At 64.5% G+C, this 13602-nt stretch carries 13 protein-coding genes and 1 riboswitch; of the genes, 8 read left to right on the top strand and 5 right to left on the bottom strand.

The window, feature by feature from the left end; translation table 11 throughout:
- Positions 1–1437 (top strand): efflux transporter outer membrane subunit, encoded by a 1437-nt coding sequence (locus JMY28_RS32555; protein WP_236597144.1) that lies wholly within the window; start codon positions 1–3, stop codon positions 1435–1437.
- A 158-nt stretch (positions 1438–1595) separates the two neighbouring features.
- Here the strand turns inward: JMY28_RS32555 and ugpB are convergent, their stop codons facing one another.
- From ugpB to JMY28_RS32535, 4 genes are all read right to left on the bottom strand, one after another.
- On the bottom strand, positions 1596–2888 hold the full coding sequence (gene ugpB, locus JMY28_RS32550) for a sn-glycerol-3-phosphate ABC transporter substrate-binding protein UgpB (RefSeq protein ID WP_236597153.1): 1293 nt from the start codon (positions 2886–2888) through the stop codon (positions 1596–1598).
- Positions 2889–3158: 270 nt separating this feature from the next.
- Positions 3159–3557, bottom strand: a complete 399-nt coding sequence (locus JMY28_RS32545) for a VOC family protein (protein ID WP_201700073.1) — start codon at positions 3555–3557, stop codon at positions 3159–3161.
- Between the two features lie 47 nt (positions 3558–3604).
- Positions 3605–4288 carry a class I SAM-dependent methyltransferase gene (locus tag JMY28_RS32540; protein WP_236597143.1) on the bottom strand — a complete coding sequence of 228 codons (684 nt, stop codon included), beginning with the start codon at positions 4286–4288 and terminating at the stop codon, positions 3605–3607.
- 365 nt (positions 4289–4653) lie between these two features.
- The gene (locus JMY28_RS32535) at positions 4654–4884 is read right to left on the bottom strand and encodes a DUF4148 domain-containing protein (RefSeq protein WP_236597142.1); all 231 of its coding nucleotides are present in this window, start codon (positions 4882–4884) and stop codon (positions 4654–4656) included.
- Positions 4885–5323: 439 nt separating this feature from the next.
- Between JMY28_RS32535 and JMY28_RS32530 the strand changes: the two genes are divergently transcribed.
- The gene (locus JMY28_RS32530) at positions 5324–6496 is read left to right on the top strand and encodes a porin (RefSeq protein ID WP_201699990.1); all 1173 of its coding nucleotides are present in this window, start codon (positions 5324–5326) and stop codon (positions 6494–6496) included.
- Between the two features lie 63 nt (positions 6497–6559).
- A riboswitch (yybP-ykoY riboswitch) is annotated at positions 6560–6696 on the top strand.
- A 145-nt stretch (positions 6697–6841) separates the two neighbouring features.
- The gene (locus tag JMY28_RS32525; RefSeq protein ID WP_201699989.1) at positions 6842–7840 is read left to right on the top strand and encodes a sodium:calcium antiporter; all 999 of its coding nucleotides are present in this window, start codon (positions 6842–6844) and stop codon (positions 7838–7840) included.
- Positions 7841–7857: 17 nt separating this feature from the next.
- On the opposite strand, the gene JMY28_RS32520 is transcribed toward JMY28_RS32525, so the two are convergent.
- Positions 7858–8949: an HPP family protein gene (locus JMY28_RS32520; RefSeq protein WP_201699988.1), complete on the bottom strand. Its 1092-nt coding sequence runs from the start codon at positions 8947–8949 to the stop codon at positions 7858–7860.
- A gap of 173 nt (positions 8950–9122) precedes the next feature.
- Between JMY28_RS32520 and JMY28_RS32515 the strand changes: the two genes are divergently transcribed.
- The 5 genes from JMY28_RS32515 (at position 9123) to JMY28_RS32495 (ending at position 13599) form a co-directional block, all read left to right on the top strand.
- Positions 9123–9725 (top strand): TetR/AcrR family transcriptional regulator, encoded by a 603-nt coding sequence (locus JMY28_RS32515; protein ID WP_201699987.1) that lies wholly within the window; start codon positions 9123–9125, stop codon positions 9723–9725.
- 45 nt (positions 9726–9770) lie between these two features.
- Complete coding sequence (locus JMY28_RS32510; RefSeq protein WP_201699986.1) at positions 9771–11210, top strand: MFS transporter; 1440 nt, start codon at positions 9771–9773, stop codon at positions 11208–11210.
- A 210-nt stretch (positions 11211–11420) separates the two neighbouring features.
- Positions 11421–11810, top strand: coding sequence for a hypothetical protein (locus JMY28_RS32505; RefSeq protein WP_201699985.1), 390 nt, complete (start codon positions 11421–11423; stop codon positions 11808–11810).
- Between the two features lie 128 nt (positions 11811–11938).
- Complete coding sequence (locus tag JMY28_RS32500) at positions 11939–12874, top strand: LysR family transcriptional regulator (RefSeq protein ID WP_201699984.1); 936 nt, start codon at positions 11939–11941, stop codon at positions 12872–12874.
- Between the two features lie 50 nt (positions 12875–12924).
- On the top strand, positions 12925–13599 hold the full coding sequence (locus JMY28_RS32495; RefSeq protein ID WP_133189322.1) for a response regulator transcription factor: 675 nt from the start codon (positions 12925–12927) through the stop codon (positions 13597–13599).
- The last annotated feature ends 3 nt before the right edge of the window (positions 13600–13602 follow it).

Raw genomic sequence — 13602 nt, 5'->3', positions numbered from 1 at the left:
ATGAAAAACCGTATGCAATGCGCGCTGCGCCCTCTTGCGCTGATCGTGAGCGTGGCCAGCCTGGGCGGCTGCGCGGTGGGGCCCGACTATCACCGCCCGGCGGTGCAAACGCCCTCGTCCTACCGTTACGCCTCGCCGCAGGCCGAGGCTGTGGACGCCTCGCTCGAATGGTGGCGCCAATTCAACGACCCCGTGCTCGATGACCTGATCGCGAAGGCGATCGCTCAGAACAAGGATCTCGCCATTGCGGCGGCGCGGGTCGAGGCGTTCTACGGACGCTATGTCACGACGCGCGCGGGACTTTTTCCGCAAATCGGCGTGAACTTCGATCCGTCACGGGGCCGCGCCGTGCCCGCGCCCGGCTTTGCGCCCGTGGTCGGCAACCAGTTCCAGTTGAACGGCATGGTCTCCTGGGAACTCGACCTGTTCGGCCGGCTACGCCGCATGACCGAGGCCGCGCGCGCCGAGTATCTCGGCACGCAGGCCGCGCAGCAGGCCACGCGCATCGCCATTATTTCGAACGTGGCGACGTCGTATCTGCAACTGCGCGACTTCGACAACCAGTTGCAGATCGCGCAGGCCACGCTCGCGAGCCGTAAGGGGTCGCTCGATCTGTTCGAGGAGCGCTTTGCGGGCGGCGTCGTGTCAAAGGTGCAGTTGAGCCAGGCACGTTCGGAGTACGAGTCGGCGCAGGCTTCGGTGTATGGCATCCAGCAGCAGATCGCGCAGCAGGAGGACGCGATTTCACTGCTGCTCGGCCAGAATCCTGGCCCGATCCCACGCGGCAAGTCGATCACCGCCCTGAGGGCACCGGCCATTCCCTCGGGGTTGCCTTCCACCTTGCTGGAGCGCCGCCCCGACGTTCTCCAGGCCGAGCAGACGCTCATTGCGGCGAACTCATCGATCGGCGCGGCGCGCGCGCAGTACTTCCCCGATATCTCGCTCACCGGTATGTTCGGCGCGGCGAGTACCGCGCTTTCCGGCCTCTGGATGGGGCCCGCTCGCGTATGGTCGTTTGCTGGCGCGCTCACGCAACCCATCTTCAAGGGCGGCGCGATCGCGGGTTCCGTGCATCAGGCCGAGGCGGTGCAGCAGGAGGCCCTCTTCAACTACGAGAAGACGATCCAGCAGGCATTCGCCGATGTCGAAAACGCGCTAGTCGGCGCGGCGCGCACTCGCGATCAGCTCGATGCGACCACACGGCAGGTGGGCGCGCTTACGGAATATGCGGGGCTTGCGCGTGACCTCTATGAAGGCGGCTACACGAGCTATCTCGAAGTGCTCGACGCGGAGCGCAGTCTCTTCAATGCGCAGTTGCAGCAGTCGTCGCTACAGGATCAGCAACTCGCGGAAATCGTGAATCTGTACAAGGCGCTGGGCTATGGCTGGAATCCGCCTGCGCCATCCGCTGTGAATGGCAACGCAAAGCCGTCGTAGTCCTGGCTGCGCGGCAGTCTAACGCCGCGCCGAAAAGCAAAGCGCCCCAAAAGACTGGACTGAAGTCCGCCGTTTGGGGCGCTACGCGGCGCCTCGCGCGAAGTCACCGCACCGCACCGCATCACATCGCTTCACTTCACCTCACGAGCACACGAGCGTCAGTTCGCCGCCTGCTGCTCGAAACGCCTGAGCAGTTCGTTGCCGCGCGAGTTGGCCGAGTCGAGCGCCTGCTGCGGCGTCTTGGCGCCCGTCCACACCTGTTCGAGTTCTTCGTCGACGATCGTACGGATCTGCGGCATGTTGCCAAGCCGCAGGCCCTTGGTCCACGGCAGCGGCGGCTTGTTGAGCATCTGCTTTGTGGCCGTGTCGGCGCCCGGGTGCGACGCATAGAAGCCCTGTTGCTGCGTGAGTTCGTACGCGGCCTTCGTGACCGGCAGATAACCCGTGTCCTGATGCCATTTCGCGGCCACGGCGGGCGAACTCAGATATGCGAGAAATTTCGCGACGCCCTTGTAAACCTCGGGGTTCTTGCCGCCGAGCACCCACAGGCTCGCCCCGCCGATGATGGCGTTCTGCGGCGCGCCCTTCACGCTCGGGTCATACGGCATCATGCCGGTGCCGAACTTGAACTTCGCATACTGCTGGACGTTCGCGAGCGCGCCCGACGATCCCATCATGATCCCGCAGTCGCCGCTATAGAACTTGGCGTTGGCCTCGTCCTTGCGCCCCACGTACGTGAACGTACCCTGCTTCGCCATGTCCTGCAGGAAGGCGATATGCGCGACCTGCAGCGGCTTGTTGATTTCGAGCTGCGCGTCGAGGCCGTCGAAACCGTTGTTGCGCGTCGCAATCGGCGCGCCGTGCCACGCGCTGTAGTTCTCGATCTGGATCCAGCCCTGCCAGCCCGTGGTGAAGCCGCAACTCATGCCCGAGGCCTTGAGCTTCGCGGCATCCGCGGCGACTTCGGGCCAGGTCTTCGGCGGCGCGTCGGGAAGGCCGGCCTTCTTGAAGGCGTCGCGGTTGTAGTAGAGCACCGGAGTCGAGCTGTTGAACGGCATCGAGACGAGATGGCCCGTCTTCGCGTCGCTGTAGTAACTCGCGATAGTCGGCACGAAGCCCTTTTCGTCGAGTGGTACGCCGGCGGTCTTCATCACGTCGTACACGGGCAGCACGGCCTTCTTCGCATTCATCATCGTGGCGGTGCCGACTTCGTACACCTGCAGGATGGCGGGCGCGTCGCCGCTGCGATAGGCCGCGATGCCGGCAGCGAGCGTCTGGTCGTAGGTGCCCTTGAAGACGGGCACGATCTTGTATTCGCTCTGCGACGCGTTGAACTGCTGCGCGATCTCGTTGACGCGCTGGCCGAGTTCGGACTCCATGGCGTGCCAGAACTGGATTTCGGTGGCGGCATGCGCGGCTTGCGCGCCGCCGGCCAGCACCACGGCGGCCATCAGCGTGCGCAAGCGGCCGCGCGTTCCCGCGCGTTGTGTCTCGTGCTTTTTCATCCGAGTCTTCTTCCTGTTATTGATCGTTGTCCCGGGAGATGCGCGCGATGAAGCGCGGCTCGGGACTTTGGTTCAGGACTTCGATTTTCGACTTCGATATGCCGGGCCGTCCGCCGGCGGTCGTTCATACGCGCGCACGGCACCCTCGGCCCAAGGCAGGGCAAGGGTAGCACAGCGATTGGGACGCCCGTGTGATGGCTCGTGCGGTGGCGCGCGTCAATGGCTCACGGGATCGTGGCAGCAGACGCAGAGCTTGTTGCCTTCAGGATCGCGAAAGTACGCGCCGTAGTAGTTCGGGTGATAGTGAGCCCGCAGGCCTGGTGCGCCGTCGTCGGAGCCGCCGTGTGCGAGCGCGGCGGTGTAAGCGGCGTCGACTGCCGTGCGCGAAGGTGCGAGCAGCGCGACCATCTGGCCGTGGCCGGGCTGCGCGGGATTGCCGTCCCACGGCCGCCCTACCAGGAAGAGCGGGCGCGGCACGCCCGGCTCCATCCAGCCCGCCCAGGGGTAGCCGGGCTCACGGAATTTCAGCACGAAGCCCAGCGCCTGCATGATCGGGGAATAGAACGTCAATGCCTGCTCAAAGTCGTTCACGCCGATGTAGACGTGAGAAATCATCGCCATCGTCTCTGCCTCCTGATTTGCGACCGCGCTTGGGGGCGGTGTCAGCCGCGCAGTTGCGCCACGAACAGCACCGAAGCCGGCTTGCCGCTGCGCGGGTCGAGTGGCTCGCGCAGGGCGCGCAGGGCAAGGCCGCTCGCATCGAGCAATGCGATCCAGCTTTCGAGCGTACGAAAATACCACGGCGGCGCGTCGCGAAACGCACTGCTGAATCCGGCCCACGATCCGGCGCGCCAGCCGTCGACATAAGGTTCATCGCCGCATGCCATCAGTGGATGCAGCGTCTGCACGATGAGCGTGCCTTGCGGCTCCAGCAACGTGGGCACCGCGCGCAGCAGATCGTCAACGCAGGTCGAGCCGATGAGCGAAAAATTGCACACCACCGCATCGGCGCGGCAATCCAGTGCACCCTGCGCGATCTGCTCGTAGGTTAGCAGACGGCAGTCTGCGAGCCCGGCCTCACGCGCGGCCTCCACGAGTTCGGGCACCGCGTCCACGCCTGTGACCGCAATGCGGCGGCGCGCGAGCGCCAGAGCGAGCCAGCCTTCGCCGCAGCCGAGATCGACGACGCTGCGCGGCGAGCACGCGAGCACGGCGTCGAGCACCGCTGCGTCCGTGGCGAGGCGACGGCTCGCGATTTCACCGCCGCGCACGGCAGCGATCCAGGGCGTCGCGTTGCGCTGCCATGATGCGAGGACTTCGGTATCGGTGCGGATATCGCGATTCATAGGTCTCCTCGTCAACGCGGATCGTGAATGTGCCACCCGAACGCGTATTATGCGCGCCGCCGGACACCCGGAGCGGCGCGCAATCACGGCTGCAAGAAGACCGACCTCGCGAACTACGATCCGAAGAACGGCACGCAAAAGCCAGCCGGCCCGACGCAATCGCCGGGGCCGTTGGGCTGCGGATGCAGGTTCGCGCAACCGGAAAAGGCCGCGGCGACCGTAAGGCACAGCGCGGCGCGCAACACATAAGAAAGGACGCGTGATTTCATGAATGGGATGGGATGAGCCGACATTGACTGGCCGCGGTGCGGAGTTCTATCACGACGCGCGGCCGACTTCGCCGTGACGCAAACGCGCGACCGGCGTCAGTGATGCGCGTACAGCGTTCGATCGAGCGTCTGGATCTGCCCGTCGCGCTCGGCATGCACCAGTTCGTGGCGTACCTGTGCGCGTGTGACCGGCGCGTCGGCCTGCGGGACTTGCGCGCTCGCCAACTGCTGCACGGGCGCTTGTGGTGCGCTCGCCGCCTGTGCATGCGCAAGCGCCGATATCGACAGCATGATTGCGACGCACGCGCCGCTCTTGAATATCTTCACCTCGTTTCTCCTGTGCGGCCTCGCGGGCCTGGGCCGTCGGTCGTGGCCGGAAGCGTTGCCCGCTCCGGCATCGAATCGGGTTGCGACTCGTGAGGCAAGGATAGAGGCGCGACTTTCGCCAAACATCCGCACAAGAATGAAGAAATGTTTAATCGGCGAAGTGCCGATATCGGCTTCGATATTTATTTAGTCATTCTTATCAATCATGAAAACACGCAGCAAAAAAACAACGCCAGCGCATGACACAGCCCTGTGAAGCCGAACTGGCGGCGCATTGGTGCTCATGCGCTTTCTGAAACTCAGTCTTTCCGTTTTTCAAATTCGTCCATGCAGGGCGTTACGCATAATCGCCGCTGAATTTCGGGCCGCCGGCCACACCGTGCCTTCGCGCGCCGCTACTTCACTCTCACCTATGCCGCTCATCAACGAAGACCATTCAATGAAAAAAACCGCTCTCGCCGCCGCCTTTGCGCTGGCATCGTTCGCCTCCCTCGCCCACGCGCAAAGCAGCGTGACGCTCTACGGCTCGCTCGACACCTCCGTTGCCTGGTTCGGCAACCAGCAAGGCAAGAACGGCTCGGGCGGCACGTTCCAGATGATGTCCGGCAACCTGTCGCCGAACCTCTGGGGCCTGCGCGGCACTGAGGATCTCGGCAACGGTCTTTCGGCGATCTTCAAACTCGAAAGCGGCTTCAACATCGACAACGGCAAGCAGAACCAGGGCGGTCGCCTCTTCGGCCGCACGGCGATGGTCGGCCTGAATTCGAATACCGCCGGCGCCGTCACGCTCGGCCGCCAGTATGATCCGCTCATCGACTTGCTGCAGCCGCTCACCAACGACGGCGCATTCGGTTCCGCGTTCGCCACGCCGGGCGACATGGACAACTACGACAACAGCTACCGCACCAGCAATTCGATCAAGTACGCGAGCCCTAACTTCGGCGGCCTGCAAATGAGCGCGATGTACGCGTTCGGCGGCCAGCCCGGCAGCACCGGCGCGGGCCAGACGTGGGCCGTGGCGGCCGCGTACAACCACGGTCCGTTCGGCTTCGGCGCGGGCTACTTCAAGGCCAGCAGCAACGGCGGCACGGTTGCGACGTTCGACGGCCTGAATCCGAACACCGATGTCAACGTGGATTCCGCCGCCATTACGGGCGGTTTCGTCTCCGCGAACTCCCTGCAAATCATTCGTGCGGCCGGCGACTACACGTACGGGCCGGTGACGGCAGGCCTCGCGTACAGCAACGTCGAGTACGCGAACTATCAGAGCGCCGCCAGCGCGAACAGCAACACGAAGTTCAATACGGGCCAGGCCTTCATCAACTATCAGGTCACGCCGGTCGCGCTCGTGGGCTTCGGCTACAACTACACGAAGGGTCATGGCAACGGCGTAGACGCGAGCTACAACCAGTTCAGCCTGGGCGGCGACTACTTCCTGTCCAAGCGCACCGATATCTACGCGCTCGCGGGCTACCAGAAGGCGTCGGGCAAGACGATCGACGCACAGACGGGCGAACTCGTCAGCGCGGTCGCCTCGTTCGGCGACTTCGGCAACGATGCGACCAACAACAAGCAGGCAATGGCGATGATCGGCCTGCGTCACAAGTTCTGATTCGTATCGCGCGCGGCAAGCGCGCTGGAAATCGCGCGGCGCCATGAACTTCGGCTATAATCGCCCCCTGTCTTAGGGGAGTAGTCTGCAACGCCAGCTTGTGCGTTGCGCCGTCGTCAACATAATTGGTGCCCCCTGCACCATGGCGTCGGCAGCCGTATTGCGAGTTACTGCAGCGAATCGCTGCAGTTGCACGGCCTGACGAGACCTATGACGTTTTCCCTTTCACCCGGGCCGGGCGAAGGGAAGCGTCATGGTTTCGGTGCCCGGCTCGCACATCACGGCAAAAACAATGACTCGTCTCGCCCCGCATCACCTCCTCATTTGCGCCACGGAGCGTGCGTCATGATCTTGACGTTCGCCCTGCTCATTGCCGCGGCCGGCATCATCTATTTGTCCTGCGAGACCTTCGTCAATAGCGTCGAGTGGCTCGGCCACAAGCTCAAAGTCACGCAAACCGCCACCGGCACGATCCTCGCCGCGTTCGGCACGGCGCTGCCCGAGAGCGTGGTCACGCTCGTTGCGGTCGCTTTCGGCGGGGATTCCGCGCACAAGGAGATTGGCGTGGGCGCCGCGATCGGCGGCCCGCTCGCGCTCAGCACGATCGCCTATGCCGTAGTGGGCGTCGCGCTGCTCGCCACCGCGAAGCGCGTCGGCCGCGAGCGCGCCGCCACCGTCGATGTGAATACGCGCCGCCTGCGCCGCGACCAGCTCTGGTTCCTCGCGATCTTCGTCGCCAAGATTGCGCTCGGGCTCGTGGTGTTCAGCGTCAAGCCGCTACTGGGGATTGCGTTTCTCGCGGCCTACGCGTTCTACTGCTGGAAGGAGCTTTCCGCCGAAGATGGCGGCGAAGTGGAAGGCGATCTCGAACCGCTGAAACTGCGACCGCGCGACGAGAATCCGGCCATGGTGTGGATTCTGCTGCAGACGCTGGGCGCGCTAGCGGTGATCTTCGCGGCCTCGCATCTGTTCGTGCAGCAAATCGGCGCCGTGGGGCCGTGGCTTGGTCTGAGCCCGCAGTTGACCGCCGTGTTATTCAGCCCGATCGCAACCGAGTTGCCCGAGATCATGAACGCGATCATCTGGGTGCGTCAGGGCAAAGAGCGGCTGGCGCTGGCGAACATCAGCGGCGCGATGATGATTCAGGCCACGATTCCCACGGCGTTCGGTCTGTTCTTCACACCGTGGCATCTCGGCACGCCTTCGATTCTCGCGGCCGTGACGACCATGGTCGCCATCCTGTTCCTGCAGTGGGCGTTTCGCGCGCCGAAGGTGCGCAGCCGTCAGCTCACACATGTCGGCTGGCTCTATGCGGTGTTCGCGGCGCTGCTGTTCGTGGTGTAGCGCGGCTTGCGCCAACCTCAGGCCACCGCCGCGGTGGCCTGTGCGGTGCCCGCATGGTGATGGAGCCAGCGGATCATGTCCGAATGCTTGACCACGCCAACGAGCCGCCGCGCATCGTCCATTACGGGAATGTCGTGGTAGGCGTGCTCGATGAAGATCGGCACCAGATGCGCGAGCGGCGTGGCTCGATGGACCGCGTGCACGCCGGCCGCCATCACAGCCTCGACCGTTTCTTCCACACGCGCCGACTCGCGCAGCACCGCGCGACGCAGCGTGTTCCAGAATCGCTCGATGCCAGGCGCCGGTGCGAGATCGCCGAGCGCGTGATGCGTGACGACGCCAACCACGCGGTCCAGCGCATCGACCACGGGCAGCGTCGAAGCACCGTGTCGACGGAACATTTCGTGGGCCGCCCGCGCACCCATTGTCGCGGGCACGGCGGGACAGCCAATCGACATGATTTCCTCACAAGTTAGTTGTTCGAATGATTTTTGCGGAAAATCCGACGGCTCCAGTGGATGTTGCGAGAGCGCGGCAAGCGGCGCGGCAGCGGCCTGCGGCGTAGGACCGAACGCCGCACGCGGATAGCGGTGTCCGGTCAGCGCGTGGAAGGCGAGCGCAGCGCTCAGCAAGGCGAAGGACTGGAACGCGATCGGCGCAAGCACGAAGTGAAAGCCTAGCGCGTGGACAGCGGGGCCGCCGAGCACGGCAGTCAGCGCGACCGCGCCTGAAGGCGGATGCACGCAGCGGCACAGGAACATCGCGCAGATCGCGAGCGCCACCGCCACCGAAGCCGCCGCGACGGGCGACGCGATGCATTGCGCGCACGCCACGCCGACCAGCGCGGAGACGAAGTTGCCGCCAAGGATCGACCACGGCTGCGCAAGCGGGCTGTCCGACGCGCCGAAGAGCAGCACCGCGGAAGCGCCCATGGGCGCCACGAGCAGCGGGATATCGCCCGCCGCGCCGAAGATCAGGTGGGTTGCGACTCCCGTGGACGCGATTCCGATCAACGCCCCGCCACAGCGCCGCCCCCGCTCGCGCCATGGCGGCGCAGCCGGGTTGGGCGCGAAACTCGTCAGCCATTCGTTGAGTGCGGTGCGGATCATAGTGGGGCTTGCTGGTCGGTGTGTCAGCCAGATTACCGACGCACGCCGATTATCAACAATTGATATTTCTGTGCGTATATATAATTCATCCTGAATGCATGTTTGGCGCATGTTTGAATTCACCGCGCGTGTTTTTCCCTGTAATTCGGAATCGTTTGGTCTAGAATAACCGGATGAAATCCGATACCCGTTCTGGCCCCGGCCGTCCACGCGAATTCGACGAGCAGGAAGCCGTGCAGAATGCGCTCGAGGTATTTCGCGCGCGTGGCTATGCCGCCACATCGCTGACCGATCTGATCGAAGGCACGCAGCTCTCGCGCGGCAGCCTCTACAAGGCGTTCGGCGACAAGCACCAGCTCTTTCTCGCGGCGCTCGACTTCTATACCGAGCGCGGTATCGCGCGGCTCACGCGCAACCTGCGACACGCCTCGGCGCGCACCGCGCTGCGCGAGGCGCTGCGTCACTACGTGCGCCTTTCCGTCGGCCTCGAAGGGCTAGCGGGCTGCCCGGTCACGGCCGCCGCCACCGAGTGCCTGCCCTTCGACGCCGACGTGAAATCGCGTGTCACGGACATGTTCGCACGCATGCAGGCGCTGCTCGCCGGCGCCATCCGGCGCGGCCAGACAGCAGGGGAACTGGCTGCCGACCAGAACGCCGACGATCTCGCGCGCTTCCTCCTCTGCACGATCGAAGGCATGCGCGTACTGGGCAAAACCGACGCCGGCGAAAAGGCGATGGACACGATCGCTGAAATCGCGCTGAGCGCCATCCGCTAGTTTTTTTGGCTAATTAGGAACTGACTAGTTCCATATGGAGGCCGCATGACTCACCTTTCGACTGTGGAATTGCCGCCCACGCGAGCGGGCGCACGCACCTGGTTGGCCTTGACCGTGCTGCTGATGGGCACGCTCTTGCCGCCGCTCGACTTCTTCATCGTCAATGTTGCGCTACCGTCCATGCAGACCGATCTGCATGCCAGCGCCGCCACTGCCCAACTGGTGATTTCCGCCTATGCGGCGACGTACGCCATCTTTCTCATTACAGGCGGGCGGCTTGGCGACCTGTACGGCCGGCGGCGCATCTTTCTCGCGGGGATCCTCGCATTCGCGGCCGCTTCGGCCGTATGCGGGTTCGCCAGTTCGCCCGCAGCGCTGGTTACGGGACGCATCCTCCAGGGCGCCGCAGCGGCCGTCATGGCGCCCCAGGCGCTCGCGTCGATCCACGCGCTCTTTCCGGCGCATCAGAAGGGGCTCGCGCTCAGCCTTTTCGGCACCGCTTATGGGATCGCTTCCGTGGCCGGCCAGGCGCTCGGCGGCGTACTCGTTTCGGCCAACGTATTCGGACTTGGGTGGCGCAGCATTTTTCTCATCAACCTGCCTGTGGTGATCGTGGCAGCGCCCGCGGCGTACTGGCTCGTGCGCGAAAGCCGCTCGGACCATCCCGCGAAGCTCGATCCCGGCGGCATGGTCTTGCTCGCGCTCGCGCTGGCTGCGCTCGTGGTTCCGCTGATCGAAGGCCGTGAACGCGGTTGGCCGGTCTGGACGTGGGGGCTGCTCATTAGCGCCGCACCCCTGTTCGCGATTTTCTGGCGCTACGAGGCGCGCGTCGCGAACGCCGGGCGCGATGCGCTCGTGCCGCCCATCATCTTCGCAGCGCCAGGTCTCGTGCGCGGGCTCGTTGCCACGCTCTTCTTCTATTCGCTCGCCCCGTTCTTCATGATGTTCGCGATTTACGTGCAGCGAGCGCTCGGGCTCGCGCCGCTCGAAGTCGGGCTGCGCATTCTGCCTGTGGGCATCGGCTTTCTGATCGGGCCGCTGCTCAACCCGCTGATCGTGCGCCAGTTCGGGCATCGCGCGGCGGCGGCCGGCATGGCAATCGAGGGTTGCGGATTACTTTGGACTGCCATGCTTGTTTATGATGAGCGACTGCATGCGCTGAGCGCGTCGCTCTTTCTGATCGGCTTCGGCCAGGGCGTGGCGTTGCCGGCGCTCGTCAGGCGCAATGTCGAATGTGTCGATCGGCGCTGGTCGGGTCTTGCCGCGGGGCTCGTCAGTTCGGTTTTGCAAGTGAGTGCGGCGCTCGCTGTGGCGCTGCTTGGCGGCTTGTTTTTCGCGCTTGCCGGGCCGGGATCGAGCAGCACGCACGTGGCTCGCGCGTTTGCGACGACGGTTGCGATTATTGGCATTCTGCTGTTCATTGCAGCGTTTCTCGCCGGCGGCCGCAATAATCGCGCGCTGCAATTGCGCAAACAGCACGTATAAGAATAAACACACACATCGCGCGGCATGAAACGATGGCCATCCGGCGGCGTGGGCGATTAACACGCGCACTGCACGCCATGTCGTGACGAAGGGAAAGCGAATCGTCGCTTTCTAAATTTGTTTTCATGTGGAGTGCGCCGCAACTTAAAGCATGCGTTCCGATTGGGCACCCATAATGCCTTCCAGTTTCAGCACTGCGAGGAACGCAATATGCAAAAGCCGATGTCGATCGAACTCGTCAACGAATACGGACAGCACGCGGTTTGTGTGAAGGTAGGCGCTCAGGTTGCGCTGCTCGACACGCCCGATGTGGATGGCCTGATCGAAGAACTCAGCAAGCTGCGCGCACTCATGCAGCCAGCGGTACCCGAGCAGCCTTTGCGCTCGCATCAATATGTGCTCGAGATCGACCCGTGCTGGTACACGGAACGCAATCCGCTCTTCGACGGCACCGTCGTGTTTCTGCGCCATACCGGCCTCGGCTGGGCGGGTTTCGCTATTCCCACCGAAAGCGGGCATCGGCTCAAGGCCGCGCTCTCGGCACACGAAGCGGCCGCGCAGCGCGACGCGCATGTCTTTACGCAAGCGCCGCCGAATTAAGCGCGCTTCGAGCCCCCTCATTCTTCCCGTCTGATCACGCACGATGCGTGTACGAAACGTCGCCGCCATGTGCGGCGCGATGCCCGCGCTCGCCTTCGTGCTGGCGCGTCTGCCCAGGAATATCGCCCATGAACCAGCTCCAAGCCATGCGCGTCTTTACGCGCGTCGTCGATCTGAGCAGCTTCAACCTTGCCGGCAAGCAACTCGGCATGTCGGCTGCGGCCGTCACGCGCAGCGTCGGCATGCTCGAAGCGCATCTGAACATGCGCCTCTTGAACCGCTCCACGCGCAGCCTTTCGCTCACCGAAGCCGGACGCCTCTATCTGGATGGCTGTCGCGCCGTGATCGAAAAGCTCGACGAAGTCGAATCGGAACTCGTGCGCGCCACGCGCGACCCCAGCGGTGTGCTGCGCATCGCCGCGCCTGCCGTGTTCGCGAGTTCGGGACTCCCCGCCGTGCTCGGCGCGTATCGCGCGGTCAATCCGCGCGTGGAATTCGACGTGACGGCGTACGACACGCACATCGACCTGATCGAAGGCGGCTTCGATGTGTGCTTCGCTACCGACCGCCAGAGCGTGAATGCCTCGCTCGTGAGCCGCAAGCTCACTTCGATCAAGGAGATGCTGGTGGCCACGCCCGCATGGCTCGCGCGCCACGGCGTGCCACGCAATCCGGCCGAACTCGTCGAGCACGGCCTGCTAGCGGTTTCCGCTGCGCCGCGCCACTGGGAGTTCTCGAACGCCGAGGGCGTGCAGCGCATCAACGTGAACGGCCCGATGACGGCCAACGGCTATGCAACCGTGCGCGCCGCCGCGCTCGCGGACATGGGCGTCGCACTGCTGCCGCTACCGCTCGTGGCCGACGACCTCGCGCGCGGCGCGCTCGTGCCCGTGCTCAACGCGTTCGACGTGAACGGCGGCGTGCAGCACATCTCGATCGTTTATTCCGGCCGTAATTACCTCACGATGAAGATCCGCAGTTTTATCGACTTCGCGGTGGAGCAGTTCCGCACTAACGTGGCGCAGACGCGGTCCGCGCCGGCGCCACTGCGCGCGGTTGCCTGATATCGCCTGATGCTGTTTCTAGTTCTTTTCGTCACAACGGGTGGAAAGCCATGCCCAGAATACTGACCATTGAAGACGACGCCGTTACCGAGCGTACTGTCGTACCCACGCTCGCCTCGACCGGCTTCACCGTGGACGTTGCCCGTTCAGGCCGCGAGGGCATAGCGATGGTGATGGCGGGCGACTATGACGTCGTCGCGCTCGAGCGGCGCCTGCCCGACCTCGACGGTCTTACGATCGTCACCACCATGCGCGGCGTGGGTATCGAAACACCCGTGATCGTGATGAGTTCGACCACGGGCGTCGAGGAACGCATCCAGGGTCTGCGCGCGGGCTGCGACGACTACCTCACCCGGCCGTTTTCGATCGACGAAATGTCCGCACGTGTAGAAGCGCTCGTGCGCCGGCGCACGCGCCCCGCCACGACGGAAACCGTGCTGCGCGTGGGGCCGCTCGAACTCGATCTTGTCAAGCGGCGGCTCAGCTGCCGCGACAAGGTGCTGCGCCTGCGCCCCACCGAGTTGCGCGTGCTCGAATTCATGATGCGCCATGCGGGCCAGGTGCTCACGCGCACCATGATCTTCGAAGGCGTGTGGGGCGGCCGCTTCGACCCCGGCACCAATCTCGTGGATGTCCACGTGGGACGCCTGCGCAACCGCGTGGACACGCCTGGCCAACCCTCGCTCATCCGCACGATACGCGGATCGGGTTATCTGCTCGGTTGACGC

The sequence above is a fragment of the Paraburkholderia hiiakae genome (assembly GCF_904848665.1).
In the GTDB taxonomy this organism is placed as follows: Bacteria; Pseudomonadota; Gammaproteobacteria; order Burkholderiales; family Burkholderiaceae; genus Paraburkholderia; species Paraburkholderia hiiakae.
Note: the sequence above shows the minus strand (reverse complement) of the source record. Positions and strands in the feature narration are given on the sequence as shown.

Excerpts from the sequence above, each read along its gene's own strand:
- JMY28_RS32555 (WP_236597144.1), top strand. The coding sequence starts at position 1 with ATGAAAAACCGTATGCAATGCGCGCTGCGCCCTCTTGCGCTGATCGTG.
- ugpB (WP_236597153.1), bottom strand. The coding sequence starts at position 2,888 with ATGGCCGCCGTGGTGCTGGCCGGCGGCGCGCAAGCCGCGCATGCCGCC.
- JMY28_RS32545 (WP_201700073.1), bottom strand. The coding sequence starts at position 3,557 with ATGATTTCTCACGTCTACATCGGCGTGAACGACTTTGAGCAGGCATTG.
- JMY28_RS32540 (WP_236597143.1), bottom strand. The coding sequence starts at position 4,288 with ATGAATCGCGATATCCGCACCGATACCGAAGTCCTCGCATCATGGCAG.
- JMY28_RS32530 (WP_201699990.1), top strand. The coding sequence starts at position 5,324 with ATGAAAAAAACCGCTCTCGCCGCCGCCTTTGCGCTGGCATCGTTCGCC.
- JMY28_RS32525 (WP_201699989.1), top strand. The coding sequence starts at position 6,842 with ATGATCTTGACGTTCGCCCTGCTCATTGCCGCGGCCGGCATCATCTAT.
- JMY28_RS32520 (WP_201699988.1), bottom strand. The coding sequence starts at position 8,949 with ATGATCCGCACCGCACTCAACGAATGGCTGACGAGTTTCGCGCCCAAC.
- JMY28_RS32515 (WP_201699987.1), top strand. The coding sequence starts at position 9,123 with ATGAAATCCGATACCCGTTCTGGCCCCGGCCGTCCACGCGAATTCGAC.
- JMY28_RS32510 (WP_201699986.1), top strand. The coding sequence starts at position 9,771 with ATGACTCACCTTTCGACTGTGGAATTGCCGCCCACGCGAGCGGGCGCA.
- JMY28_RS32505 (WP_201699985.1), top strand. The coding sequence starts at position 11,421 with ATGCAAAAGCCGATGTCGATCGAACTCGTCAACGAATACGGACAGCAC.
- JMY28_RS32500 (WP_201699984.1), top strand. The coding sequence starts at position 11,939 with ATGAACCAGCTCCAAGCCATGCGCGTCTTTACGCGCGTCGTCGATCTG.
- JMY28_RS32495 (WP_133189322.1), top strand. The coding sequence starts at position 12,925 with ATGCCCAGAATACTGACCATTGAAGACGACGCCGTTACCGAGCGTACT.